General features: G+C 62.4%; 24 protein-coding genes. 15 read left to right on the top strand and 9 right to left on the bottom strand.

Going from position 1 to position 25,430, the window contains the following annotated elements; translation table 11 throughout:
• Nucleotides 1-45 precede the first annotated feature (45 nt).
• From SM130_RS19415 to SM130_RS19425, 3 genes are all read left to right on the top strand, one after another.
• On the top strand, nucleotides 46-1,356 hold the full coding sequence (locus SM130_RS19415) for an NAD(P)/FAD-dependent oxidoreductase (RefSeq protein WP_102826508.1): 1,311 nt from the start codon (nucleotides 46-48) through the stop codon (nucleotides 1,354-1,356).
• Nucleotides 1,357-1,414: 58 nt separating this feature from the next.
• The gene (locus SM130_RS19420) at nucleotides 1,415-2,962 is read left to right on the top strand and encodes a phospholipase D family protein (protein ID WP_102826306.1); all 1,548 of its coding nucleotides are present in this window, start codon (nucleotides 1,415-1,417) and stop codon (nucleotides 2,960-2,962) included.
• Nucleotides 2,963-3,119: 157 nt separating this feature from the next.
• Nucleotides 3,120-3,863 carry a hypothetical protein gene (locus SM130_RS19425; RefSeq protein WP_102826307.1) on the top strand — a complete coding sequence of 248 codons (744 nt, stop codon included), beginning with the start codon at nucleotides 3,120-3,122 and terminating at the stop codon, nucleotides 3,861-3,863.
• Nucleotides 3,864-3,869: 6 nt separating this feature from the next.
• Here the strand turns inward: SM130_RS19425 and SM130_RS19430 are convergent, their stop codons facing one another.
• The 3 genes from SM130_RS19430 to SM130_RS19440 all read right to left on the bottom strand — a co-directional run bounded on the left by SM130_RS19430 (nucleotide 3,870) and on the right by SM130_RS19440 (nucleotide 7,755).
• Nucleotides 3,870-4,394, bottom strand: a complete 525-nt coding sequence (locus SM130_RS19430) for a DUF962 domain-containing protein (protein WP_102826308.1) — start codon at nucleotides 4,392-4,394, stop codon at nucleotides 3,870-3,872.
• A gap of 103 nt (nucleotides 4,395-4,497) precedes the next feature.
• On the bottom strand, nucleotides 4,498-6,060 hold the full coding sequence (locus SM130_RS19435) for a methyl-accepting chemotaxis protein (protein ID WP_102826309.1): 1,563 nt from the start codon (nucleotides 6,058-6,060) through the stop codon (nucleotides 4,498-4,500).
• A gap of 171 nt (nucleotides 6,061-6,231) precedes the next feature.
• Nucleotides 6,232-7,755, bottom strand: a complete 1,524-nt coding sequence (locus SM130_RS19440) for a 3-hydroxyacyl-CoA dehydrogenase (protein ID WP_102826310.1) — start codon at nucleotides 7,753-7,755, stop codon at nucleotides 6,232-6,234.
• 117 nt (nucleotides 7,756-7,872) lie between these two features.
• Between SM130_RS19440 and SM130_RS19445 the strand changes: the two genes are divergently transcribed.
• Nucleotides 7,873-8,316, top strand: a complete 444-nt coding sequence (locus SM130_RS19445) for a PaaI family thioesterase (protein WP_102826311.1) — start codon at nucleotides 7,873-7,875, stop codon at nucleotides 8,314-8,316.
• Between the two features lie 3 nt (nucleotides 8,317-8,319).
• Nucleotides 8,320-9,663, top strand: a complete 1,344-nt coding sequence (locus SM130_RS19450; protein WP_102826312.1) for a hypothetical protein — start codon at nucleotides 8,320-8,322, stop codon at nucleotides 9,661-9,663.
• Between the two features lie 4 nt (nucleotides 9,664-9,667).
• On the opposite strand, the gene radC is transcribed toward SM130_RS19450, so the two are convergent.
• Nucleotides 9,668-10,342 (bottom strand): RadC family protein, encoded by a 675-nt coding sequence (radC, locus tag SM130_RS19455; protein ID WP_102826313.1) that lies wholly within the window; start codon nucleotides 10,340-10,342, stop codon nucleotides 9,668-9,670.
• Nucleotides 10,343-10,480: 138 nt separating this feature from the next.
• Between radC and coaBC the strand changes: the two genes are divergently transcribed.
• Genes coaBC through argB form a run of 4 tightly spaced genes read left to right on the top strand, consistent with a single transcriptional unit; the run spans nucleotide 10,481 to nucleotide 15,686 of the window.
• Complete coding sequence (coaBC, locus tag SM130_RS19460) at nucleotides 10,481-11,689, top strand: bifunctional phosphopantothenoylcysteine decarboxylase/phosphopantothenate--cysteine ligase CoaBC (RefSeq protein WP_102826314.1); 1,209 nt, start codon at nucleotides 10,481-10,483, stop codon at nucleotides 11,687-11,689.
• Between the two features lies 1 nt (nucleotide 11,690).
• Nucleotides 11,691-12,146, top strand: coding sequence for a dUTP diphosphatase (dut, locus tag SM130_RS19465; protein ID WP_102826315.1), 456 nt, complete (start codon nucleotides 11,691-11,693; stop codon nucleotides 12,144-12,146).
• A gap of 44 nt (nucleotides 12,147-12,190) precedes the next feature.
• A complete protein-coding gene (locus SM130_RS19470; RefSeq protein ID WP_102826316.1) occupies nucleotides 12,191-14,767 on the top strand; it encodes a phosphomannomutase/phosphoglucomutase in 2,577 nt (858 codons plus the stop codon).
• Nucleotides 14,768-14,783: 16 nt separating this feature from the next.
• A complete protein-coding gene (argB, locus tag SM130_RS19475) occupies nucleotides 14,784-15,686 on the top strand; it encodes an acetylglutamate kinase (RefSeq protein ID WP_102826317.1) in 903 nt (300 codons plus the stop codon).
• 60 nt (nucleotides 15,687-15,746) lie between these two features.
• On the opposite strand, the gene SM130_RS19480 is transcribed toward argB, so the two are convergent.
• The 3 genes from SM130_RS19480 to pyrE all read right to left on the bottom strand — a co-directional run bounded on the left by SM130_RS19480 (nucleotide 15,747) and on the right by pyrE (nucleotide 18,674).
• Nucleotides 15,747-17,222, bottom strand: a complete 1,476-nt coding sequence (locus tag SM130_RS19480; protein ID WP_102826318.1) for a DUF3360 family protein — start codon at nucleotides 17,220-17,222, stop codon at nucleotides 15,747-15,749.
• A 196-nt stretch (nucleotides 17,223-17,418) separates the two neighbouring features.
• The gene (locus SM130_RS19485; RefSeq protein ID WP_181019290.1) at nucleotides 17,419-18,012 is read right to left on the bottom strand and encodes a DUF4124 domain-containing protein; all 594 of its coding nucleotides are present in this window, start codon (nucleotides 18,010-18,012) and stop codon (nucleotides 17,419-17,421) included.
• Nucleotides 18,013-18,032: 20 nt separating this feature from the next.
• Nucleotides 18,033-18,674, bottom strand: coding sequence for an orotate phosphoribosyltransferase (gene pyrE, locus SM130_RS19490; RefSeq protein ID WP_102826319.1), 642 nt, complete (start codon nucleotides 18,672-18,674; stop codon nucleotides 18,033-18,035).
• Between the two features lie 85 nt (nucleotides 18,675-18,759).
• Between pyrE and SM130_RS19495 the strand changes: the two genes are divergently transcribed.
• On the top strand, nucleotides 18,760-19,539 hold the full coding sequence (locus SM130_RS19495) for an exodeoxyribonuclease III (protein WP_102826320.1): 780 nt from the start codon (nucleotides 18,760-18,762) through the stop codon (nucleotides 19,537-19,539).
• Nucleotides 19,540-19,557: 18 nt separating this feature from the next.
• Here the strand turns inward: SM130_RS19495 and SM130_RS19500 are convergent, their stop codons facing one another.
• Both SM130_RS19500 and rph read right to left on the bottom strand, forming a co-directional pair.
• On the bottom strand, nucleotides 19,558-19,926 hold the full coding sequence (locus tag SM130_RS19500) for a DUF4870 domain-containing protein (RefSeq protein ID WP_102826321.1): 369 nt from the start codon (nucleotides 19,924-19,926) through the stop codon (nucleotides 19,558-19,560).
• 17 nt (nucleotides 19,927-19,943) lie between these two features.
• Complete coding sequence (gene rph, locus SM130_RS19505) at nucleotides 19,944-20,666, bottom strand: ribonuclease PH (protein WP_102826322.1); 723 nt, start codon at nucleotides 20,664-20,666, stop codon at nucleotides 19,944-19,946.
• A 152-nt stretch (nucleotides 20,667-20,818) separates the two neighbouring features.
• On the opposite strand from rph, the gene SM130_RS19510 reads away from it, so the two are divergent.
• The 5 genes from SM130_RS19510 to SM130_RS19530 all read left to right on the top strand — a co-directional run bounded on the left by SM130_RS19510 (nucleotide 20,819) and on the right by SM130_RS19530 (nucleotide 25,411).
• Nucleotides 20,819-21,682: a YicC/YloC family endoribonuclease gene (locus tag SM130_RS19510; RefSeq protein WP_102826323.1), complete on the top strand. Its 864-nt coding sequence runs from the start codon at nucleotides 20,819-20,821 to the stop codon at nucleotides 21,680-21,682.
• Between the two features lie 69 nt (nucleotides 21,683-21,751).
• A complete protein-coding gene (gmk, locus tag SM130_RS19515; RefSeq protein WP_102826324.1) occupies nucleotides 21,752-22,372 on the top strand; it encodes a guanylate kinase in 621 nt (206 codons plus the stop codon).
• Nucleotides 22,373-22,486: 114 nt separating this feature from the next.
• Nucleotides 22,487-22,750 (top strand): DNA-directed RNA polymerase subunit omega, encoded by a 264-nt coding sequence (rpoZ, locus tag SM130_RS19520; protein WP_003283345.1) that lies wholly within the window; start codon nucleotides 22,487-22,489, stop codon nucleotides 22,748-22,750.
• Nucleotides 22,751-22,810: 60 nt separating this feature from the next.
• Nucleotides 22,811-24,919 (top strand): bifunctional GTP diphosphokinase/guanosine-3',5'-bis pyrophosphate 3'-pyrophosphohydrolase, encoded by a 2,109-nt coding sequence (spoT, locus tag SM130_RS19525; protein WP_102826325.1) that lies wholly within the window; start codon nucleotides 22,811-22,813, stop codon nucleotides 24,917-24,919.
• Between the two features lie 111 nt (nucleotides 24,920-25,030).
• The gene (locus SM130_RS19530) at nucleotides 25,031-25,411 is read left to right on the top strand and encodes a RidA family protein (protein WP_102826326.1); all 381 of its coding nucleotides are present in this window, start codon (nucleotides 25,031-25,033) and stop codon (nucleotides 25,409-25,411) included.
• Nucleotides 25,412-25,430 lie beyond the last annotated feature (19 nt).

Below are 25,430 nucleotides of genomic sequence, written 5' to 3' on the forward strand. Positions count from 1 at the left end.
GCTCCGGTCTAACCTAGAAGCATGCAGACCTTTCATGACTCCTTGATGAATCAAAGCCGATCCGCGCCGAACGGCGGCGTACATGCACCCTCCTACTATTCCGCTAGCGTCAATCGCGAGCTGGCCTTCGAACCGTTGCAGGGCGAGCAGCGGGCCGACGTTTGCGTCGTTGGTGGGGGCTTCTCCGGCCTCAATACCGCCATCGAACTGGCCGAACGCGGCCTCAGCGTCGTACTCCTGGAAGCGCACCGCATCGGCTGGGGCGCCAGCGGACGCAACGGCGGTCAGCTGATCCGCGGCGTCGGCCATGACGTCGAGCAGTTCACCAATATTCTCGGCGAGGAAGGTGTCGACGAACTCAAGCGTATGGGCTTCGAAGCGGTGGATATCGTCCGCCAGCGCATCGAGCGCTACGCCATCGACTGTGATTTGACCTGGGGTTATTGCGACCTCGCAACCAAGCCGCGGCACCTGAAAGGTTTCGACGAGGAATATTCCGACCTGCTGCGCCTGGGCTATCCACATCCACTGCAGCGTGTGTCGCGTCCCAACCTGGCCACGGTGGTCGGTTCGAAACGCTATCTCGGCGGTCTGCTGGATATGGGCTCGGGGCACCTGCACCCGCTGAATCTGGCGCTCGGCGAAGCTGCGGCGGCGCAATCGCTAGGCGTGCGTCTGTTCGAGCAGTCGGCAGTCGAGCGCATCGAGTACGGCCCGCAGGTAACGGTGCACACCGCCCAGGGCGTGGTGCGCGCGGATAATCTGGTGCTGGCCTGCAATGCCTACCTCAATGGCCTGCAGCCGAAACTGGCGGGCAAGGTGCTGCCGGCCGGCAGTTACATCATCGCCACCGAGCGACTGCCGGAACCGCTGCAGCGTGAACTGTTGCCGCAGAACATGGCGGTCTGCGATCAACGGGTGGCGCTCGACTATTTCCGCCTGTCTGCCGATGGCCGCCTGCTGTTCGGCGGTGCCTGCCACTACTCCGGCCGTGATCCGAAAGATATCGCGGCCTACATGCAGCCGAAGATGCTCGAAGTCTTCCCGCAGCTGATCGGCATCGGCATCGATTACCAATGGGGCGGCATGATTGGCATCGGTGCCAACCGCCTGCCGCAGATCGGTCGGCTGGCGGAGCATCCCAACGTGTTCTATGCCCAGGCCTATTCCGGCCATGGGCTGAATGCCACACACCTGGCCGGACGCCTGCTGGCCGAGGCCATCGCGGCGCAGGCGAGCCACGGCTTCGAGCTATTCGCCAAAGTGCCACACCCGACCTTCCCCGGCGGCCGGGCGCTGCGCTCGCCGCTGCTGGCGATGGGTATGCTCTGGTATCGGTTGAAAGACCGTTTCTGAATTTTCCGACCAAGCGCAGCGTCCAAGCTTCGATGAATGGACGCATATCGGAGAATACTTGCGCGCTTACCTGACGGTTCTGCTGGTTTTGCTACTAAGCGGCTGTGCCAGCCATCCCGCACCCAGCGAGTCCTATTCGGTGGCGCCGGATGCGTCGCCGCTCGGCCGACGTATACAGCAGCTCGCTGAGCAGCAACCTCAAGGCTATTCGGGCTTTCGTCTGCTAGCCGAGAGCACCGAGGCTTTCGCCGCCCGCACCGAGATGATTCGCGCGGCGCAGCTCAGCCTGGACGTGCAGTACTACATCGTGCACGACGGCATGACCACCCGAGCGTTGATCGACGAACTGCTACAGGCTGCCGACCGAGGCGTTCGTGTGCGCCTGCTGCTGGACGACACCACCAGCGATGGGCAGGACTACCGCATCGGCACGCTGGCCGCTCATCCCAACATCCAGATCCGCGTATTCAACCCCCTGCACCTCGGGCGCAGCAATGCGGTTACCCGCACTATGGGGCGACTGCTGCACCTGTCACTGCAGCACCGGCGCATGCACAACAAGCTGATGCTGGTCGACGGCAGCCTGGCTATCGTCGGCGGGCGCAACCTCGGCGACGAATATTTCGATGCCGATCAGGCCTTCAACTTCACCGATATCGATCTGCTCGGTGCCGGCCCGGTCGCCGAGCAACTGGCGGAGAGTTTCGACCAGTACTGGAACAACCAGCTGAGCGTGCCCATCCGGCGTTTTCTCTGGTGGCAGCCGAAGCCCAGCCGCCTGAACAAGGCGCGACAGCAGCTGCATGATTATCTGCAGCAGGCGCGGCAAGACAACAGTGAGCAGTACCAGCGGCTGATGCAGTACAAGCAGCAGCCGCAGTTGCAGCAATGGTTGGACGAGCTTATCTGGGCGCCCGGCGAGGCCATGTGGGATGCCCCGGAAAAGCTGCTCGCCGAAGGCATACCAGCCACGTCATTGCTGCTGACTACCCAGCTCGCACCGACCATGCAAACGGTGAGTCGCGAGCTGACCCTGGTATCCGCTTACTTCGTGCCAACCGACAGCGGTGTGGAGTATCTGGCTGACCGCACCGGCGCCGGGGTCACTGTGCGCATTCTCACCAATTCACTGGAGGCCACCGACGTACCGGCGGTGCATGGCGGCTACGCGCCCTATCGCAAGGCAATGCTGGACCTTGGCGTGCGCCTGTTCGAACTGCGCCGGCAACCGGAACAGGAGCCGTCCTATAGCTTTCTCGGCGAGTCGGAATCGAGCCTGCACAGCAAGGCGGCGGTATTCGACCAGGAAAAAGTATTTATCGGCTCGCTGAATCTCGACCCCCGCTCGGTGCTGTGGAACAGCGAGGTAGGCGTCCTGGTGGAAAGCCAGGAGCTTGCCCGTGAGGTTCACCGGCTCACGCTGGAAGGCATGTCGCCCGCGCTCAGCTACGAAGTGCGTCTGGAGGAGCGCGACGGGCGCAAGCAGCTGATATGGATTGCCGAGGATGGCGGTCGCTTGAGTGTGATCGAAAAGGAGCCGGGCGGGCTCTGGCGACGCTTCAATGCCTGGTTTGCCGAAATCATCGGCCTGGAGAAGATGCTCTAGCGTTCGCCACTGAATACGGCACGTATGGCGCCTCTTTGCATTCAATCCGACATAAATCATTCTTTGGGGTGATACCACTTGGCCAGCGGTCCGTTAGGCTCAGGAGCGCTGCTGCCATGCACGCATAGCTTCTATAAAAATAAAAAGGAGCACGACAATGGACCGTTTAACTCGCTTCTGGCTATTGCTCATTCTCGTCATGCTGCCCAGTTTCAACGAGGCCGCTGAACCTGAATCCGCCCCGCCTCTGCAGAGCATGCAGATCCACGCCAACCGCGCCACCAGCAGCCTGCTGCTCTACCGTGGCGAAGGTTTTCAGAAAGCCCATCTGCTGCGCCTGGAAGAAGACATCCGCGCGCTGAATGCGGCCTTGCTCAGGGTCGCCAATCCCACCAGCGCGCTTCGCGAAAGCCACCTGGAGTTGCAGACACGCCTGCGCGAAGGCGCGAGCTTTGGCTACAAGGAAGACGACATGCCTTGGGGCTGGCCGCTACAGATGAGCAAGGCGTTACGCGACTTTCTCACTGCCGTTCGCGCGCAGCAGGGCGTTGACGCCCAGGCGGAACTGCCGGCAAAAGTGGAGTATCTGGCCGTTCAATACCTCAGCCGCGCTTACATCGGCTCGTTCGAGATCGCCCGGGAACAGCCGGATACCTACCTTGGTCAGGACGAGCGTCATCTGGTGCCAGCCATCGATGCACAGTTAGCCGGGCTGGACGGCAAACGCGATCCGGCGCTGGCCAAACTCAAGACCCGCTGGGATTTCCTCAAGGTGGCGCTGGAAGACATGAACAGCGGCAGCAACAACTTCTCCACCGCGTCAGGCCGCCCCTTCGCGCCGATCATGGTCGACCGCCACGCTCGCGGCCTCAGCGACCAGTGGATGGCGGCCAAACCCTGAACGACGTCAGCCGTGGGCGGCTGAATCGCGCAGGCGCACCGGCCCGACACGCGCCTCGATAGCGAGGCGCAACGGCTCGCGCAAACCGAGCATGAAGCCGAGTTCAGCAGCGACGAATAGCGGCCCGATAATCAGCCCGGTTAGGTCGTCGACGAAGGCCGGCTTGCGTCCCTCGAAGTAGTGCCCGACGAACTGGATGACCCAGCCGAGCACGAACAATCCCAGCCCGGCACCCAACCACAACGCTGTCGTCGCGCTGGCGAAGCGTGCGCCCAGCCAGATGCAAAGCAACAGAACGGCGCTCATCAGCAGGCCATACCGCAGATCGAGGCGCAGATAGAACACCGCCGCCACGAGCGAGACCAGTGCGGCCGGGCTGAGCCATATACCGGCCCAGTCGAGCCCTGGCCGCGAGAGCAATACGGCCACCGCCAGCACGATTAGCGGAATGCCGATGAAATGGGTAAGCAGGTTACGCGGATCGCGATGGTAGGCGGCATATTGCGCCAGGTAATCGGTGAGGGTTTTCATTGGCGACATCTCCGGTAATCGCATCCGCCAAGCTTAGCCGGTCAGTGCGCCGTCGCCCTCGCCAGCAGACAAGGCTATCGCGCCAACATCAAGGTTGGCTGCGCTATTCCTCGGGGCGATAGCCCAGCCGCAGCCCACCCCAATGACGACCATTGACCATGATCGGTACCGACAGGTCATGCATCAGCTCACCCGTATCGCGGCTGTAGGTTTGCAGCAATACCCGACGTTGATGGCTGCCACAGCGGCCACCCGTGCGATCGTTGAACAGGCGCTTGCTACGGCTCTTGACCCGGTCGATTTCCGGATTACCTACCGGCGGCTGACTGAATGCGCGGTTATGCGTCGGGACATAGCCTTCGGGCGTTGTGGCGATGGCGTAGACCAGCGCCGAATGCTTCTGCAACAGCGGCTCCTGAATCGTCGGCAGCACGTCATCGGCATAGCGATCGAAACGGGTCTGATACTTCACCGGATCGGTATTGGGCTGCGCGCGGTAGTTGCGATCGAACAAATCATCGAGGCTGACACGTCCAGCCTGGATATCCGCCTCGAATCGAGCCGCAATGGCCGCCGCGCCCTGACGAGCCAGGTCAAAGATGGCCTGGTGATAATCGTCGAGCTGAACCTCGGCCAACTGCTCGCTGGCGCTCTCGGCTTGCGCAACAAGACGTTCGGCAGCCTGTTCGAGCTGCCGGGTCTGCTTTTCGCTGTCCAGCGCATCGGCGCGCAGTTGATCGAGCGCGACGAACTGACCGGTCAGGCGCTGATGGTTGTCGGCGGTGCCGGTGGTGATCTGCTCCACCTGACTTTCAACGCTGCCGGCCAGACCGGCAATGCCGCTGAGCTGCTCACCAGTGACGGCGATCTGCTCGGCGGCAGCATCCAGCTCGCTGGCCTGGCGCTGGATATAGCTGACCACCGCCTCGCTCTGCTGACGGATGTCGCCAACCATGCGGCCGACTTCCTCGGTTGCGCTGGAGGTTCGCGCCGCCAGACTGCGAACTTCGTCGGCGACCACGGCAAAGCCGCGACCTGCCTCGCCGGCGCGTGCAGCCTCGATGGCCGCATTCAGCGCCAGCAGGTTGGTTTGGCTGGCAATCGACTGGATCACGTCAGTAATGCGGCGGATCTCTTCCGTGCGGGCCGATAGTCCATCGATCAGCTCGCGGCTGGCGTGGGTCTGGGCGCTGAGCTGCTGCATGCGCTCAATGGCGCGCTGCAGCTCGGCCTGCCCAGCGTCGCTGCGCTGGCGTACCGCTTGCGCGGCATCCAGGGTGTGGCGGGCACGCTCGGCGCTATCCTGCTCGGTCGCGGCAATGGCCTGCGCGCCATTGGCGATCTCGCTCACCGCTTTGAGCTGCGACTGCAGGCGGCTCGCCAGCTGCTCGGCACTGTAGGCCACTTGCGCGGCGGACAGGGCGTTGTGACAGGTATTGCGCGAGAGGTTTTTGGTGAGTTCGGCGAACGCCTGCGGCGCATCGTCGGCACTCGAGGCGCTGCGGTCTGCTGCAGACCAGGCGGTAAACCAGGGCAACAGCGCTGCCGCTAGCAGCAACGCGCCGGTCACCAGCAGGGGCGGCACCAGCCAGTAATGCACAAGCAAGACACCGATGATCAGCGCGGCATGGGACGCGACGGCCTTGGGGCGGTTGGCAGGGCTCATGAACGGCCTCTTGTTCTTGTCGGTTCGATCCGACGTTGTACCCATACCCTCCGATAAAGAACAGTAGTGCCTTAGTAGCAACATGCCGTCATCGGAGGCTCACTACAGGCTTAACGGCCGCGCTCGAACAAACTGAAGGCGTGCGGAGTAGCCTCCGGTCGTCATCGGGCGCTATACGTCGAACGGTCGGTCAGGCGCGGTTAGCGGCAGCGAGAGTTGCACCCGTCGGCGCAGCCAAGGGCTCGGACGATAACGCGCCTCGCCGCCGTAGCAGCCCTGCATGGCCTGTAGAATGGCAAGGATTCGCGCCGCGCCGTAGTGCTCGGCAAAACCCAGCGGCCCCTTCGGATAGCCCAGTGCAAGGGTAACAGCGCGGTCTAGCGTCTGCGGATCAGCGATACCCTTCTGGGCGATCTCGCACCCCAGATTGACAATACTTGCCACTACCCGCTGGCTGACGAAGCCGGGCGAGTCATTGATAACCTCGACCGGCACACCATCGCTCGCCAGCGCCTGTCGCGCCTGCGTTTCGATGCGAGGATCAAGTGCAGGCTGGCGCATCAGCACGCGGCGCCGATGAAAATCACAGAACAGGTCGAAGGCCATACAGCGTTCCGCCGGCAAGCCGAGCCGCGCGATCATGCTGCTGCCATCCTCCCCCAACGGCGTGATCAGGCATATGGCGCGCTCCGATGGCCTCTCGCCGGTTTCCAGCTGCATACCGGCTTCACGCAACAATTCTGCCAGCCGACCACGCAAATCAACATCCTGACTGTCCAGCCAGAACGGACGCTCGACGGATACTGGTGGCAACTGCGGCTCGGGCGTGCGGATCTGCTGACCGTTCTCGTAGCGGTAGTAGCCCTGGCCCGTCTTGCGCCCGAGCAGGCCGGCCGCGACCCGCTGCGCCGCCTGGTACGACGGCGTGTAGCGCGGATCCTGATAGAACTGCTGGTACACCGACTCCATCACCGCATGGGAAATATCCAGCCCGGTGAGATCGAACAGCTCGAACGGCCCCATGCGAAAGCCCGGCCCGTCGCGGAGGATGCGGTCGATCTGCTCGGCATCGGCGATGCCCTCGGCGAGAATGCGCTGGGCCTCGGTGCTGTAAGCGCGACCGGCGTGATTGACCAGAAAACCGGGGGTATCCGGCGTGATCGCCGGAAAATGCCCGGACTCTTCAGCCAGCCCAACCAAACCCTCGATGACCTGCGGGTCGCTGCGCTCACCGCGCACCACCTCGACCAGCTTCATCAGTGGCACCGGATTGAAGAAATGAAAACCCGCCACCCGCTCCGGGCGCTGGCAGGCAGCCGCGATACGCGTAACCGAAAGCGATGAGGTATTGGTCGCCAGCACCGCGTGTTCGGCGAGCAGTTTCTCAAGTTCGACGAACAGCGCCTGCTTGGCCTCGAGATTCTCGATGATCGCCTCGATCACCAGATCGCAGCCGGACAGATCGGCCAGCGCAGGTGCCGCCTGCATGCGCGCAAGTGTGGCGTCCAGCTCGGCGACACTCAGCCGCCCCTTGGCTACACCGCGCTCGAGCAACTCACGGTTGAAGCGCAGCGCCTCGCTGATCGATTCGCTGCGTGCATCGTGCAACCACACCTGCTTGCCGGCGCCGGCGAACAACTGCGCAATGCCGCGACCCATGGCTCCGGCGCCGACGATACCGATACGGTTAAACATGCAGTCCTCCTCAAGCTCAAGCGTAATTTCGCACTGCGGAATAACATTTCACCGAATTGACCCTGAGCGTAAAGACTGCCAATCTCCAGCGCAAGTCAGCTGCCGAATCGCCTGCTTATGCCTGATCAGCCCTACCCCGCCGCCACGCTGCAACAGACGGAAGCCTCCTTGACCGGCTTCTTCCAAGACCTCGGCTGCCGCCTCACGGAATACGGCCCGGAACGCGTGGTGGTCGAACTGCTGTTGCTGCCACGCCACTTGAACAACGCCAGCAACTTGCACGGTGGCGTAACGTCTACCCTGCTGGACGTGGCCATGGGCCTTTGCGGAACCTGGGTGGCTCAGCCGGAGCAGCGCCGTGTGGCGACCACGCTATCGATGAGCGTCAACTTCAGTGCACCGGCGGCGGCAGGCAGTCGAATCCGTGCGATCGCCATCTGCCGCTCTGCCGGCCACAAGGTATTCATGGCCACTTGCGACCTGTTGGACGATCAAGATCAGTTGCTGGCGTTCGGCGAGGGCGTCTACAAGCGCGGCAAGCTGCGCAACGAGCTGCCCTGAACGATGCTCGCCCTGCTGCCGCTGGCGCTCATCTGCGAGCTGCTCACCCTGATTACTCGCCTACCGTTGCTGAGCGTGGTCAGCGGAGCATTGCTGGTGCTGTTCTTCGCCTGGCATTGGCGCTCGCTGATGCCCTATCCGCGCCGGCTCGGACTGGTCACCTTGAGCCTGTTCGGCTACTGGATGCTATTCAGTGAATCCGACTGGCAGCAGACGCAGCGGATGCTCTCCGCCGCGGCCTACTACGGCGCATTCATCGGCGCGCTCAGCCTCGCGCATTGTGCGGTCAAGCGGCTGCCGCAGCTCGGCGAACTGCATCGCCTTTTGTTGCGCCTGCCCCGCGCCAGCCTCTATCCGAGCTATCTGTTCAGTACCTTTGCGATCAGCTCGGTGCTGAGTTTCGGCATGCTCAACCTGGTCTGTGGCTCACTGGAACGCTATCTGGATCGACAGCCGTACAACCCGAAACAGCGCCGCGAAGGCGCCAGAGGCGTAATGGTCACCGCCCTGCGCGGCTTCGCCCTGGTGCCCTTGCTGGCACCGACCAGCGTGGCGGTGGCGATCCTCACCCGAGAGCTGCCGGGACTGAGCTGGAGCGCCCTGCTGCCGTTCGGCCTGTTTTGCGGAGCCATCCTGCTGGCGGTTGGTTGGCCAATGGAGAACCGCCGCCTGCAACAGTTGCAGCAAACCGCTGAGCCGGTGCAAGCGGCGGAGCCAGCCGACACGGCGAACGGGCTGCGCAGCGTGCTCTACGGCAGCCTGCTCGGCATTCTGGCGATTGCATTGCTGGCCAGCCTGACCTGGCTGTCGGCAACCCAGGCGGCGATGCTGCTGGTGCCGCTCGCGGTGATCGGGCTGCTGCTGTATCAGGGTGGATCACCGGTCGCTGTCTATACCGAGGTGCGCGACACCCTTGCCGGAATGCGTAACGAGACCCTCATCTTCGCCTGCTCCGCACTTCTCGGCGGCCTCACCGCCGTGTTGATCCCGGTCGAGCGGCTGGCTAGCCACTTCAGCAACACGCCGCTGGCGCTGTTCGGCCTCGGCAGCGCTGGCATGCTCACGATCATCATTCTGGCCCTGCTCGGCGTTGCACCGATCATTTCGCTCAGTCTGTGTGCCGCACTGCTGGCGCAGCTAGCCGGACACGGCGTAGCGATCATGCAGCCGGCGGTGGCGTTGCTGGTCGGCTTCTCATTGGCCATGTTGCTCTCGCCCTATGGTCCATCGGCGCTGATGCTGGCGCGCCACGCCGAACTGTCCCCGTGGCGCATCGCCTTCGGCTGGAACGGACGTTTCGTGCTGCTGGTACTCGGCCCATTGCTGCTGGTGCCGCTACTCGCCTAGGCGATCACATCCAGCCGTATTCGGCCATCGACAGCGGCTCGCCATCACCAACAATGAAGTGGTCAAGCACCCGCACGTCGATCAGCGCCAGCGCCTCCGTCAAGCGCTGAGTCAGCTGACGATCCGCCTGACTGGGTTCAGCCACACCGGATGGGTGATTGTGGGTCAGGATGACCGCTGCCGCGTTCTGCGCCAGCGCACGCTTGACCACCTGCCGCGGATACACGCTGGCGCCGTCAATGGTGCCGTGGAACAGCACCTCAAAGGCCAGCACGCGGTGTTTGGAATCGAGAAACAAACAGCCGAACAGCTCGTGCGGCTCATGGCGCAGCCGGGCCTTGAGGTAGTCGCGCACCGCTTGCGGCGACTCCAGCGCCGAGTCTCGCCGCAGCCGCTCGGCCAGATGCCTGCGCGCCATTTCCAGTACCGCCTGCAACTGGGCGAATTTCGCCGGTCCCAGCCCCAGGTGCGCGCTGAATTGATCGAGTTCTGCCTCAAGCAGCGCCCGCAGGCTGCCGAACTCGGCGAGCAGTTGCCGGGCGAGGTCCACTGCGCTTTTTCCGGCGACGCCGGTGCGCAGGAATATCGCCAGCAATTCAGCGTCGGAAAGCGCGGCTGCGCCCTGTTCGAGTAGCTTTTCCCGCGGCCGCTCCGCCGCTGGCCAGTCACGTATGCTCATGTCCTCTCCCTGTAGAGCAAGCCCACTTTTCCGCTGTGGGCGCTGTGCTATCTTAGCCCGTCATTTTTCCGGGGTATCGGGCGTTTTCTGACCTGGTTCTCACTCCGGACAGTCCTACAAAGTCAACAAGGCAGGCCTATGCAGCGGCTGTATCGTAAACGCATCGTCCTGGGCGTCGGCGGCGGCATCGCCGCCTACAAGAGCGCTGAACTGGTCCGCCGATTGCGCGACCACGGCGCCGAAGTCCGGGTGGTGATGACCCAGGGCGGGCGTGAGTTCATAACCCCCCTCACTCTGCAGGCGCTATCCGGCCACCCGGTCCATCTGGATCTGCTCGACCCCGCCGCCGAAGCGGCGATGGGGCACATCGAACTGGCGCGCTGGGCCGACCTGGTATTGATCGCTCCGGCCACCGCCGATCTCATGGCCCGTCTCGCCCAGGGCATCGCCAATGACCTGCTGACCACCGTGGTGCTGGCGACCAACGCCCCCGTCGCACTGGCGCCGGCGATGAACCAGGCGATGTGGGCCGACCCCGCCACCCAGGCCAACCGCGCCCTGCTGCTCGAACGTGGTATCCGCCTGTTCGGCCCCGGTTCCGGCAGCCAGGCCTGTGGCGATGTCGGCATGGGCCGCATGCTCGAAGCCGAGGAACTGGCCCAGGCCGCTGCGGACTGCTTCGCTACCGGCATGCTGACCGGCAAGCACCTGCTGATTACCGCCGGGCCGACTCAGGAAAACATCGATCCGGTGCGCTACATCACCAATCACAGCTCGGGCAAGATGGGCTTCGCCCTGGCCGAGGCGGCCGCCGAGGCCGGCGCCAGGGTGACGCTGGTCACCGGCCCGGTATTCCTGCCGACGCCTGACCGCGTGCAGCGCATCGATGTGGTCAGCGCCCGTGACATGCTCGCCGCGTGCGAGGCTGCGATGCCCTGCGACATCCTCATCGCCGCGGCCGCCGTTGCCGACTACCGCCCGGAAGTGGTGGCACCACACAAGCTAAAGAAAGACCCCAGTACCGGTGACGGCCTGCTGCTGCAGATGGTCCGCAATCCGGACATCCTCGCCACCCTGGCGAGCCGCCCGGATCGCCCGTTCTGCGTCGGTTTCGCCGCCGAGACCGAGAATCTGCTGGAATACGCCACGCGCAAGCTACGCGATAAGAATCTCGACCTGATCGTCGCCAATGACGTCGCCAACCCCAGCATCGGCTTCAACAGCGAAGACAACGCCGTCAGCGTGATCGACCGCCAGCAACACGAAACCCGCTTCGGCCAGGCCAGCAAGGGACACATTGCCCGCGCGCTGGTGGCCTTTATTGCCGACCGCTACAAAGAGTCCTGACATGCACGCACTTCAAGCCAAGATCCTCGACCCTCGCCTCGGCAAGGACTTCCCGCTTCCCGAATACACCACACCGGGCTCGGCCGGCCTCGATCTGCGCGCGATGCTGCAGAACGACACCGTCCTCGAACCTGGCCAGACCCTGCTGATTCCGACCGGGCTGGCTATCCATATCGGCGACCCGGGGCTTGCGGCGCTGATCCTGCCGCGCTCGGGCCTGGGCCATAAGCACGGCATCGTGCTCGGCAACCTGGTCGGATTGATCGACTCGGACTACCAGGGCGAGCTGATGGTGTCCTGCTGGAACCGCGGCCAGAGCGCCTTCACCATCGCCATCGGGGAACGCATCGCGCAGTTGATGCTGGTGCCGGTGGTGCAGGCTCGCTTCGAACTGGTCGACAGCTTCGACAGCAGCGATCGCGGCGCCGGTGGCTTCGGACACTCCGGCAGCCACTAAGCCGCCTTGCCCCGCCCAACTTTCAGGATGATTCGAGGAGCTTCATGGCACTCTTCAAGCGCACTGCCAAGGATTCAGGCTTACTGAACCCCGCCAGCACCCGCAGAAAGCCCTCCGGCTTTACCGTCAAACCGTTATTGGGCGGCCTCGCAAGCGGCCTCATCGGGCTTGGTGCCGCCGCCGCGCTACTCTGGCTGGGCCTGCAGAACGCGCAACAGCAGCAACAGACGCAGCTCACCCAGGCCTGGGGCCAGAGCCAGGCCGGCGCATTGCAGCAGGCACTAAGGCAACTGCGTGCCGACGCCCAGGCCATGGCGGACCGGCAACAGTTGGCTGATGCGCTACGCGGAGACGTCGAGCGCAAACGCGAAGCCGAAGAGCGTTTGCTGCAGCTACCGGGTGTCGTCGATGCGCACCTCAACATTCGCGGCAGGGCCGTGCCGGACACCAACCGTCCAGGCCCGTTGAATTTTGCCGCGCTCGATCTGCTGCAGCGCGTCGAAGCCGGCCAATCACCGGCACCGGAAGCCTACAAGGTCGATAATCGCTGGTTGCTATACAGCGCCATGCCGCTGCGCGCAGAGGGGCAGCAGGCCATACGCGGCACGCTGCTGCTGGTCAGCGACCTTGAGCGCATACTCGCAGCGCTTCCGACACTGCCCGCCGAGGCCGGACAGCTACGCCTGACTCAGCAGTTTCCCGGCACCCCGGAACAGCAACTGCTGCTGCAACGCGGCACGCCAGGCGACACGGCTACTGCGACGCCCCTGGTCAGCGGCAACGCCAACTGGAAGCTGGTTTACACCCCCGGCAGCGAAGCGGAACAGGCCGCACTCGCGCCAATGTTCCTCATAGGCGCTGCGCTGCTGGCCCTTGCCGGCATGTTGATCGGCCTGCAATTGGTACTTGGCGGCCAGCAGCGCAGGCTGCGCCAAGACGTGATGCAGATCAGCAGCCTGCTGCAGGAACTCTCCACCGGCAAGACCATCCAAGTACCGGCCCTGAGCCTGCCGGTCCTCGACGCACTGGCCAGGAACATGGTCCGACTGCCCGTCCGCCCCGCTGGACCGGCTCCGACTCAGGCACCCGCCGCGGCACCAGCCGTTCGGCCTGCCAAACCTACCGAGTACGTCGATCCGCGCTTGCCGGAGACCGATATTCTCGACATCGATATTCTCGACGAGGACCAGGACATTTTCGGCCTCGATACCAAGGAGCGAGAAACCGCAATGAGCAGCGCCAAAGCCCCGAATCTACCCGCCAGTATTTTCCGCGCCTACGACATCCGCGGCGTTGTCGGCGATAGCCTGACCACCGAAACCGCCTATTGGGTCGGCCGCGCCATCGGGTCAGAGAGCCTCGCCAAAGGTGAATCCAATGTGTCGGTTGGCCGTGATGGACGCCTGTCCGGTCCCGAACTGGTCGAGCACCTCATCCAAGGCCTGCTCGACAGTGGCTGCGATGTCAGCGATATCGGCATGGTGCCGACTCCGGTGCTCTATTACGCAGCGAACATTCTTGCCGGCAAGTCCGGAGTGATGCTTACCGGTAGCCACAACCCACCCGATTACAACGGCTTCAAGATCGTCATCGCCGGAGACACGCTGGCCAACGAACAGATCCAGACCCTGCGCACTCGTATCGAGACCAATGACCTGTCCAGCGGCGTCGGCAAAGTCGAGCAGGTCGACGTTCTGGAGCGCTATTTCGAGCAGATTCGCACCGACATCGCCATGGCCAAGCCGATGAAGGTGGTGGTCGACTGCGGCAACGGCGTCGCCGGCGTCATCGCCCCGCGCATGATCGAAGCACTGGGCTGCACCGTGATCCCACTGTACTGCGATGTCGATGGCAACTTCCCCAACCACCATCCAGATCCGGGCAAGCCAGAGAATCTAGTCGACCTGATCGCCAAGGTGAAGTCGGAGAAAGCCGATCTCGGCCTGGCGTTCGATGGCGATGGCGACCGCGTCGGCGTCGTAACCAATACCGGCACCATGATCTATGCAGACCGCCTGCTGATGCTTTTTGCCAAGGATGTCGTCTCGCGCAATCCCGGCGCCGACATCATCTTCGACGTCAAATGCACGCGCCGCCTGACCCCATTGATCAGCGGCTACGGTGGTCGCCCGGTGATGTGGAAGACCGGCCATTCGCTGATCAAGAAGAAAATGAAGGAATCTGGCGCACTGCTGGCTGGCGAAATGAGCGGCCACATCTTCTTCAAGGAACGCTGGTTCGGCTTCGACGACGGCATCTACAGCGCCGCGCGCCTGCTGGAGATCCTCAGCCAGGACAAGCGCGACGCCGAGCAGGTGTTCGCTGCGTTCCCCTGCGATATCTCGACACCGGAAATCAACATCACGGTGACAGAGGAAAGCAAATTCACCATCATGGACGCCCTGCAACGCGACGCTCAGTGGGGCGAAGCAAACCTGATCACCCTCGACGGTGTGCGTGTTGACTATCCCAAAGGCTGGGGCCTGATTCGCGCTTCGAACACAACGCCGGTACTGGTGCTGCGCTTCGAAGCCGACAGCGAGGAAGAGCTCAGCCGCATCCAGGACGTCTTCCGCGGACAGCTGCTCAGCGTTGCACCCGACCTCAAACTGCCGTTCTGATCCTGCGGAGCCCTGCATGACCCTCAGCCGTGAAGCTGCCACCCAATTCGCCAAGGTACTGTCCGAGGCGTTGCCCTATATCCGCCGATTCGTCGGCAAGACGCTGGTCATCAAGTACGGCGGCAACGCGATGGAGAGCGAGGAGCTGAAGACCGGCTTCGCGCGCGATATCGTGCTGATGAAGGCAGTGGGCATCAACCCGGTGGTGGTGCACGGCGGCGGTCCGCAGATCGGTGATCTGCTCAAGCGCCTGAACATCGAAAGCCACTTCATCGACGGCATGCGTGTCACCGACAGCCAGACCATGGACGTGGTGGAGATGGTCCTCGGCGGCCAGGTCAACAAGAGCATCGTCAGCCTGATCAACCAGCATGGCGGCAGCGCCATCGGCCTGACCGGCAAAGACGCCGGTCTGATCCGCGCGAAAAAGCTCAAGGCAACCCGTCAGACGCCGGAGATGACCAAACCGGAAATCATCGACATCGGCCATGTCGGCGAAGTCACCGGGGTAAACGCGGAGCTGCTGGAGATGTTGGTCAAAGGCAACTTCATCCCGGTAATCGCACCGATTGGCGTCGGCGAGAAAGGCGAGTCCTACAACATCAACGCCGATCTGGTCGCCGGCAAGGTGGCCGAGGCGCTGAAAGCCGAAAAGCTGATGCTGCTGACCAACATTGCCGGCCTGATGGATAAGCAGGGTAGCGTGCTGACCGGCCTGTCTACCGCACAGGTCGATGCACTGATCGCCGACGGCACCATCTACGGCGGCATGCTGCCGAAGATCCGCTGCGCTCTTGAAGCGGTTCAGGGCGGCGTCAACAGCGCGCACATCATCGACGGTCGCGTGCCAAACGCGGTGCTGCTGGAGATTTTCACTGACGTCGGGGTCGGCACACTGATCACCAACAGTCAGGGTTGATCTCGACGCAGACGAAAAAGGGGAGCCTAGGCTCCCCTTTTTCATGCTGACGTCAGCCAATCAGAGATCGATGCGGAACGACTCCAGCATCGCCGGGATACCGGGAAACATACCGATACCCAGCATCACCGCGCAGAGCACGATGAATACGATCGTCGGGATTACCCAGCGATGCAGGTGGCTCAACGATTGCCCGCGTTCCTTGTCACCAATTAGCCCAAGGTTGTCGAGCAACACTGTCAGCGACCAGCCGAACACCGGATTAACCAGCGCCGAGGAGAAGATCACGATGGCGGCCGACTGCGAGGTCTTGCCTTCGCGGGTCATCTGCATGCCGGCTTCCAGCAGTGGCAGGAACACCCCGACCATCAGCGCCACACTCAGCACGGGCGGCCAGATCGCCAGATCCATTGGGTAACCCCACAGCGCTGCGACCACGCAGAGCAGGCCGGTGAGCACCGCACCCGCAGGTATCGGGCGCTTGGCGATAGCGGCCGGCACCATGAAGGTGCCCCAGGACGAAGCCAGATTGCCTCCACCCAGAGACGTACCGACGATCTGCCGTGCGGCGGCCACACACATGGTGTCGTCGATGTTCATCAGCACTTTCTTCGCCTTAGGCGGGTAATTGAGCTGCTGGAACACCCGATGGCCGAGGAAGTCAGGCGACCACATCGCCACCGCCAGAACGGCAAAGGGGGCGACGGCGATGAAGTGATGCAGGTCAGGCAAGCCGATCTGCCAGCCAGTGGTCTCGCCCCACCAATACATCGGATTCAGGTTGGGTATGCCCGGCTCGGTAGTGAATTCGAACGGAGCACCCAACGCGAAGGCAATCACTGCCGCCAAAGCTGAACCCAGCGGGATTGCCAGCCAGCGCATGCGGATATGCTCAAGGTAGGCGTACATGACGATGGTGGCGAATACCACGACGAAAGCGATGTAGCCCATATCGAAGCTCTCGGCCCAACCGAACAGCTTCTTGATCTGCGACGTGATGCCAATGAAACCCAGATAGAGCAGCAAGCCGCCGCACACGCCGTCACTGGTCAGCCGCGCCAGTAGACTACCGCCCTTGAATACCCCCAGCGTGAAGCCGAGCACGCCGACCATGATGCCCAGCGCCATAGGGTGCCCGCCCGACGCAACGATCAGAGGGATCAACGGAATCAGCGGGCCGTGGGTTCCGGCCAGGTTGGCCGTGGGATTGAGAAAGCCGGAAAACAGCACCACGAACAGCACTGCGGCAATCAGCATCTCGTAACGCGCGTTCTCGATCACGAACTCATTGGACAGCCCCATCGGGCCTGCGAACGCGGCAACTATCGCCGCCACCATGACGATCTTGCCAATGGTCGCCGCCATGGCCGGCACCCAGTCCTCGTACTCGAAGCGATAGTCGCGAAACGGCAGGTTTATACCCCAGCGTGTCGGCGCCATGATCTCCAGTTCGTGTTCCAGGTATTCAGAGCGAGTCGCGAAATTTCCCTTCGGCCTGTGAAGCTCCTGATAACTGCGTAGGTCCCTATCATTCATGCTAGTCAGCCATACCGAAAAATTTGCGCAACGGTACAGACTGACCCAGCTGAACTCATCCCTACCTTGAAACTATTGAGATAGAGCGGTCGATGTGATAGCAAGCAAGCTATGCATTAGCGCAGAGCGATGGCGATTGGCCGCAATCAATGGCGAGGTGATGCAAAGAAAGGCAGCCCTAAGGCTGCCTGTGCCGTCAGCGCGACCGCCCGAGCAATTCGGCGATCCGCTGACGGTCATTGGCGAAACTGACTTCAGCATCTGCGCGCGTGCTTTCGAAGCGCTTGAGATCGCGCAGCAAGCTCTGCTCTTCCTTTTCGAGGTTTTCGATCTGCGCCAGCAAGTTGCTCGGAACCTTCCGCCCGGCCCGCTCATGGTTGGCTGCCTGCTTGCGCAAGTTCGCGTGCTGGTTACGGATCGACTGAAGATTGCCCTGAGTCAAGCCGATCAAGCTCTTCAACTCGGCCAGCTTGCGGGCTTCGGCGCGCTCGACATCCTCAACGCTGGCGTACAGCCTCAGCAGTTGCGCATCTGACGCATCGCGCGCCTTCTGTGCCTGCATCCGGGCAAACTCCTCAGCGGTCGGCGCAGGCGGTATCTCGCGTACCACACGCCCCTGCTCATTGAGCACCTGGTAACCACGGGATATATGTTGCGGCGGTACACCATGGCGATCGAGCACGACCACGCCACGGTCGTCGACATAGCGATACAACTCGGCAGCCGAGGCCAGTACCGGACATATGACGCCGAGCAAGAGCAGCGTGCGAGCGGCCACCGATTTACGCATTGCGCATTACCTACCCTGGGTCAGATTCCGTACTGCTCGCGATAAGCCTGTACCGCGGGCAGGTGCTGTTTCAATTGAGCGTCATCCGCGAGATATTCCAGCACTTGCTCCAGGGACACAATACTGATTACCGGCATTCGATAATCACGTTCAACTTCTTGAATCGCAGAAAGCTCGCCCTGGCCCCTTTCCTGTCGATTTAGCGCGATGAGCACACCTGCCGCCTCGGCATTCTGCGCCCGGATGATCTGCATGACCTCACGGATGGCGGTGCCAGCGGTGATCACGTCATCAACGATCAGCACACGACCGGACAGCGGCGCACCAACCAGCGTGCCGCCCTCTCCGTGATCCTTGGCTTCCTTGCGATTGAAGCACCACGGCAGGTCGCGCTGATGCTGCTCGGCAAGCGCAATGGCCGTGGCAGCGCCCAACGGGATGCCCTTGTAGGCCGGGCCAAAAATCACATCGAAATCCAGGCCGCTCTGCATCACTGCCGAAGCGTAGAAACGTCCGAGCTGGGCCAACGCGCTGCCACTGTTGAACAGGCCGGCATTGAAGAAATAAGGGCTGGTGCGGCCCGATTTGAGAGTGAACTCACCGAAACGCAGAACGCCGCGCTCGATGGCGAAGCGGATGAACTCGCGCTGGTACGCCTGCATGAAGAAATTTCCCGGAAAACCACTGTTTTAGCTAATTGCGAAGAGCTTGGGTTATCATACACGCACGTGTTTTTAGGGGCCATTTATGCGGATCATCAGTGTCAACGTGAATGGCATTCAAGCGGCGGCACAGCGGGGATTGCTCAGCTGGCTGCAAGCGCAGAATGCCGATGTCATCTGCCTGCAGGATACCCGCGCCTCTGCCTTGGAACTCGACGATCCGGCCTATCAGCTGGACGGTTATTTTCTCTATGCCTGCGATGCCGAAATTCCGGAGCAGGGAGGCGTGGCGCTGTACTCCCGGCTGCAGCCGAAAGCAGTCATTACCGGGCTGGGCTTCGAAACCGCTGACCGTTACGGGCGCTACCTGCAGGCGGACTTCGACAAGGTCAGCATTGCCAGCCTGCTAGTGCCTTCAGGCCATGGCAGCGACACCAATCTGAATCACAAGCTCAAGTTCATGGACGACTTCGCCCATTATCTGGACAAGCAGCGCCGCAAGCGCCGCGAGTACATTTACTGCGGCTCGTTGTACGTGGCGCACCAGAAGCTGGATGTGAAGAACTGGCGTGACTGCCAGCAGGACCCGGGCTTCCTGGCACCGGAGCGTGCCTGGCTGGACGAGATATTCGGCAACATGGGCTACATCGATGCCCTGCGCGAGGTAAACCGCGAAGGCGACCTGTTCAGCTGGTGGCCGGATACCGAGCAAGCCGAGATGCTCAACCTGGGCTGGCGCTTCGACTACCAGATCCTCACATCCGGCCTGCGCCGCTTCGTGCGCACTGCGCGCCTGCCACGCCAGCCGCGCTTCTCCCAGCATGCGCCGCTGATCGTGGACTATGACTGGACCCTGAGCCTCTAAGAAGGCTGGCAGCTCGCCCTATTTGACGATCCGCCAGCAGAACGGATAGCGGTAGGGCTTGCCCTCGTTGGCACGAATGCCAGCGATGACTACCAGCACCAACGCCACGACGCTCACCAGCACCATCAGCGGAAAGCCAATGAGGATCCAGGCGAGTACGCCGCAGATCATCATCACGATACTGAAGGTGAGCTGGAAATTCAGCGCCTCCTTGCCCTGCTGATCGACGAAGGGATCCATGTCCTTCTTCAGCTGCCAGACGATCAGCGGACCAATCACGTTGCCGATCATCGGCGCCAGAAACCAGAAGAACGACGAATAGTGGCAGAACATTGCCCACTGGCGCGCTTCGCGACTAGGCAGCGGCACGAGATCCTGATCGGTCATTTCGCTTTACCTCTCGCTCAGTCAGCCAGCGCCGCACGCTGCAGCTCGAACAACTGGCGCACACCATCCTGGGCCAGAGCCAGCATGGCGTTGAGCTCCGCAGGCTGGAAGGGTGCGCCTTCGGCGGTGCCCTGCACCTCAATGAAGCCACCCGCGTCCGTCATTACCACGTTCAGATCGGTTTCGGCGGCAGAGTCTTCCAGGTAATCCAGATCGAGCACCGGCTCGCCCTGATAAATACCAACCGAAACAGCGGCGATCATTTGCTTGATCGGGTCGCCCGACTTCAGACCGCCACGCTTCTTCAGGACCTTGAGCGCGTCGATCACCGCGACCATCGCGCCAGTGATCGATGCGGTACGTGTGCCACCGTCGGCCTGGATCACATCGCAATCGATGAACAGCGTGTTCTCCCCAAGCTTGCTCATATCGAGGGCGGCACGCAGTGAACGGCCGATCAGGCGCTGAATCTCGAGAGTGCGCCCGCCCTGCTTGCCCCGCGAAGCCTCTCGCTGGTTTCGCTCGCCGGTGGCGCGCGGCAGCATGCCGTACTCGGCGGTCAACCAGCCCTGCCCCTGGCCTTTGAGAAAACGCGGGACTCCGGACTCGATGCTGACCGTGCAAATCACCTTGGTATCGCCGAACTCCACCAGCACCGAACCCTCGGCGTGCTTGGTGTAGTTGCGGGTGATGCGGATCGAGCGCAGCTGATCGGCGGCACGGCCACTGGGTCGCTTCATGAATACGTCCTGCTAGAAAATAAAGTAAGCGGCATTATAGAGCCCATTGGCAGGGAAAAGGGTCGCGGCCGTCCGGCCATCACTGCAGTGGCGCACCGTTTTTTCCTTTACAATCCTCCGCCTTTCGCAGCCCGCATTCGAGAGGTATCCCAATGGTCCACAGCATGACGGCCTTCGCCCGCAGCGAGCAGGCCGGCTCCCATGGCACCCTCAGCTGGGAAATCCGCTCGGTCAATCATCGCTATCTGGAGCCGCACCTGCGTCTGCCGGAAGCCTTCCGCGACCTCGAAGGCGCGGTTCGCGATGCTTTGCGCAAAGGCGTCTCACGCGGCAAGGTCGAATGCACCCTGCGCTTTGCCGAGGAAAACAACCGCACTGCGCTGCAGGTCGATCGCGAGCGCGCCAGCCAATTGATTGCAGCCGCCGAGAGCGTCGCCGCACTGATCAGCCAACCCGCGCCGATTGACCCGTTGCAGGTACTCGGCTGGCCAGGCGTACTGGTCGGCGACGCGGTCGACCCACAGGCGCTCAACCAGAACGCCCTGCAGCTATTCCACAGCGCCCTCGAGCAGCTAAAGGAAGGCCGCCGTCGCGAAGGCGAGGAGCTAGCCAAGCTACTCAGCGAGCGCCTGGACAGCATCCTCGAAGAAGTTGCCACACTGCGTGAGCAAGTGCCGCAGATGCTGGTAGCCCAGCGCCAGAAGGTTCTCGATCGCTGCGCCGAAATGCAGGCCGAGCTCGACCCGCAGCGACTCGAGCAGGAAATGGTGCTGTTGGCGCAGAAGAGCGATGTAGCCGAAGAGCTAGATCGCCTCAACACCCATGTGACCGAGGTGCGACGCGTACTGAATACCGGTGGCGCGGCCGGCCGCCGCCTCGATTTCCTCATGCAGGAGCTCAACCGCGAGGCCAACACCCTTGGATCGAAAGCCTTCGACCCGCGCAGCACCCAGGCCGCGGTCAACCTGAAGGTATTGATCGAGCAGATGCGCGAGCAGGTGCAGAACCTCGAATAACCACTAGCTGCCGCAGCGGCTGGTCTATTTTTGTCCCACAGCATTCATAGCGCTTTCCAGGAACCCGTCATGTCCGCCACCACCGGTACGCTCTATATCGTTTCCGCGCCTTCCGGGGCCGGCAAGACCAGCCTGGTCAAGGCGCTGGTCGATGCACAACCGCAGGTGCGGGTTTCGGTTTCCCACACCACGCGGGCGATGCGTCCGGGCGAGGTCGACGGGGTCAACTACCACTTCGTCAGCCGCGAGGACTTTCTCGCACGGCTGGAGCGCAACGAATTCCTCGAGCATGCCGAAGTGTTCGGCAACCTGTACGGCACCTCGCAGCGCTGGCTGGAAGACACCCTCGCCGAAGGCTTCGACCTGATACTGGAAATCGACTGGCAGGGCGGCCAGCAGGTACGCCGACTGATGCCGCAGGCCAAGTCGATCTTCATTCTTCCGCCAACCCAAGAAGCCCTGCGCCAGCGTTTGAACAACCGCGGCCAGGACAGCGACGAGATCATCGAAAAGCGTATGCGCGAAGCGGTCAGCGAAATGAGCCACTACGTTGAATACGACTACCTGGTGATAAACGACGACTTCGCCCATGCACTGATCGACCTGCAGTCGATCTTCCGCGCCAACCAGCTGATACAGACAACCCAGCAACTGCGGCATGCCCGCCTGCTCGGCGAGCTGCTTGCGTAAGCCGCTCGACACCCGGCCGACAGAAACATCGCTTCCCTTAAGGCTGGTGATTTTTTAAACTACTCCGTCCGCTCGCCCATTCGGGCACGCTCACCGCTATTGATGAGGAACACCATGGCCCGCGTTACCGTTGAAGATTGCCTGGACAACGTCGATAACCGCTTCGAGCTGGTCATGCTCGCTACCAAGCGCTCGCGCCAGCTGGCCACCGGTGGCAAAGAGCCCAAGGTCGCATGGGAAAATGACAAGCCGACCGTTGTCGCCCTGCGTGAAATCGCTTCCGGCCTTGTCGACTACGACGTCATCGCACAAGACGAGATCGTCGACGACGAGCCGCTCTTCACCCAGTATGAGGAAGAGCCGAACGAGGCTATCTGAATAAATGCCAGGTCGAAGTCGAACCGATAACATCGAAGCCCGCTGGCAAGGAGCATTGTCTTGCCAGCCATAGACGCGCTTGCGGATCGCCTATCGACCTACCTCGGCCCCGACCAGGTCAACCTGGTCCGCCGTGCCTATTTCTATGCCGAGCAGGCCCATGACGGCCAACGCCGGCGCAGCGGTGAAGCCTACGTCACCCATCCCCTCGCGGTAGCCAACATCCTCGCCGACATGCACATGGATCATCAGAGCCTGATGGCCGCGATGCTGCATGACGTCATCGAAGACACCGGCATTCCCAAGGACGCACTGGTCGCGCAGTTCGGCGAAACCGTGGCCGAACTGGTCGACGGGGTCAGCAAGCTGACCCAGATGAACTTCGAAACCAAGGCTGAAGCGCAGGCCGAGAATTTCCAGAAGATGGCCATGGCCATGGCCCGCGATATTCGCGTGATCCTGGTCAAGCTCGCCGACCGTCTGCACAACATGCGCACCCTGGAAGTGCTGGCAGGCGAAAAACGCCGCCGCATCGCCAAGGAAACGCTCGAGATCTACGCCCCCATCGCCAACCGGCTGGGCATGCACACCATGCGCGTGGAATTCGAGGACCTCGGTTTCAAGGCCATGCACCCGATGCGCTCCGAACGCATCCGCGCGGCCGTACGTCGCGCCCGTGGTAATCGCAACGAGATCGTCGAGAAGATCGAGCAGTCGCTGATCCATTGCCTCGAGCGCGAAGGGCTGGAAGGCGATGTGCTGGGTCGCGAGAAGCACCTGTACAGCATCTACAAGAAAATGCGCGGCAAGCGTAAGGCGTTCCACGAGATCATGGACGTCTACGCTTTCCGCATCGTGGTAGACAAGGCAGATACCTGCTATCGCGTGCTCGGCGCGGTGCACAGCCTGTACAAGCCACTGCCCGGGCGCTTCAAAGACTACATCGCGATCCCCAAGGCCAACGGCTACCAGTCGCTGCACACCACCCTGTTCGGCATGCACGGCGTACCCATCGAGATCCAGATCCGCACCCGTGAGATGGAAGAGATGGCCAACAACGGCATCGCCGCGCACTGGCTGTACAAGTCTCCCGAGGATGAAGTGCCCAAGGGCACCCACGCGCGCGCCCGACAATGGGTGAAAGGCGTGCTGGAACTCCAGCAGCGCGCCGGTAACTCGCTGGAATTCATCGAAAGCGTGAAGATCGACCTGTTCCCCGACGAGGTCTACGTCTTCACCCCCAAGGGCCGCATCATGGAGATGCCCAAGGGCTCGACTGCTGTCGACTTCGCCTATGCGGTACACACCGATGTCGGCAACACCTGCATCGCCTGTCGCGTCAACCGTCGCCTGGCGCCGCTGTCGCAACCACTGGAAAGTGGTTCGACGGTGGAGATCGTCACCGCACCGGGGGCGCGGCCGAACCCGGCCTGGCTGAATTTCGTCGTCACCGGCAAGGCGCGTACGCACATCCGTCATGCACTCAAGCTGCAGCGCCGCTCGGAGTCGATCAACCTCGGCGAGCGCCTGCTGAGCAAGGTGCTCAGCGGCTTCGAAACCAGTCTTGAAAAAATCAGCCCCGAGCGCATCCAGCAGGTACTGGCCGAGTACCACATGGAATACGTCGAGGATCTGCTGGAAGACATCGGCCTGGGCAACCGCATGGCCTATGTGATCGCACGCCGCCTGATATCGCGCGACAACGAGGAAGCCCCGACACTCGAGGGGCCGTTGGCGATTCGTGGCACAGAGGGGCTGGTGCTCAACTACGCCAAGTGCTGCACACCAATTCCCGGCGACCCTATCGTCGGGCACCTGTCAGCTGGCAAGGGCATGGTCGTGCACCTCGACACCTGTCGGAACATCGCCGACGTTCGCCACAATCCGGACAAGTGCATCCAGCTGTCCTGGTCGAAGGATGTCACCGGCGAGTTCAACGTCGAACTGCGTGTCGAGCTGGAGCACCAGCGCGGCCTGATCGCCCTGCTGGCTGGCAGCGTCAATGCCGCCGATGGCAACATCGAGAAGATCGGCATGGACGAGCGCGATGGCCGCATCAGCGTGGTCCAACTGGTGGTCAGCGTGCATGATCGCGTGCATCTGGCACGGGTGATCAAGAAGCTGCGCGCGATCAAGGGCGTCACACGGATTACCCGCGTCAAGGCCTGATCCCGCGCCTGCTTGCCTGCGCCGACAATACCTGCACATTGCCACGGCTGGCCGCTCTCTCCGCTAGCCATTATGCTGGCCGCCCGTCGCCCAATTCCCAGAGGAGTCTCCATGAGCAAGACCGTGATCAACACCGACAAGGCCCCGGCCGCCATTGGCACCTACTCCCAGGCCATCAAGGCCGGCAACACCGTTTACATGTCCGGACAGATCCCGCTGGACCCCAAGAGCATGGAGCTGGTGGAAGGTTTCGAAGCGCAGGCGGTGCAGGTGTTCGAGAACCTCAAGGCTGTGGCCGAAGCCGCTGGTGGCTCGCTGAAGGACATCGTCAAACTCAACATCTTCCTCACCGACCTCGGCAACTTCGCCACCGTCAACGAAGTGATGAGCCGTTACTGCCAGCAGCCGTACCCGGCACGCGCCGCCATCGGTGTCTCCGCGCTGCCGAAGGGCGCACAGGTTGAAATGGACGCAATTCTGGTCATCGACTGATCGGATCGTCTGTCGGCGC

The organism is Stutzerimonas stutzeri, from assembly GCF_038561965.1.
Taxonomy (GTDB): Bacteria; Pseudomonadota; Gammaproteobacteria; order Pseudomonadales; family Pseudomonadaceae; genus Stutzerimonas; species Stutzerimonas stutzeri_AA.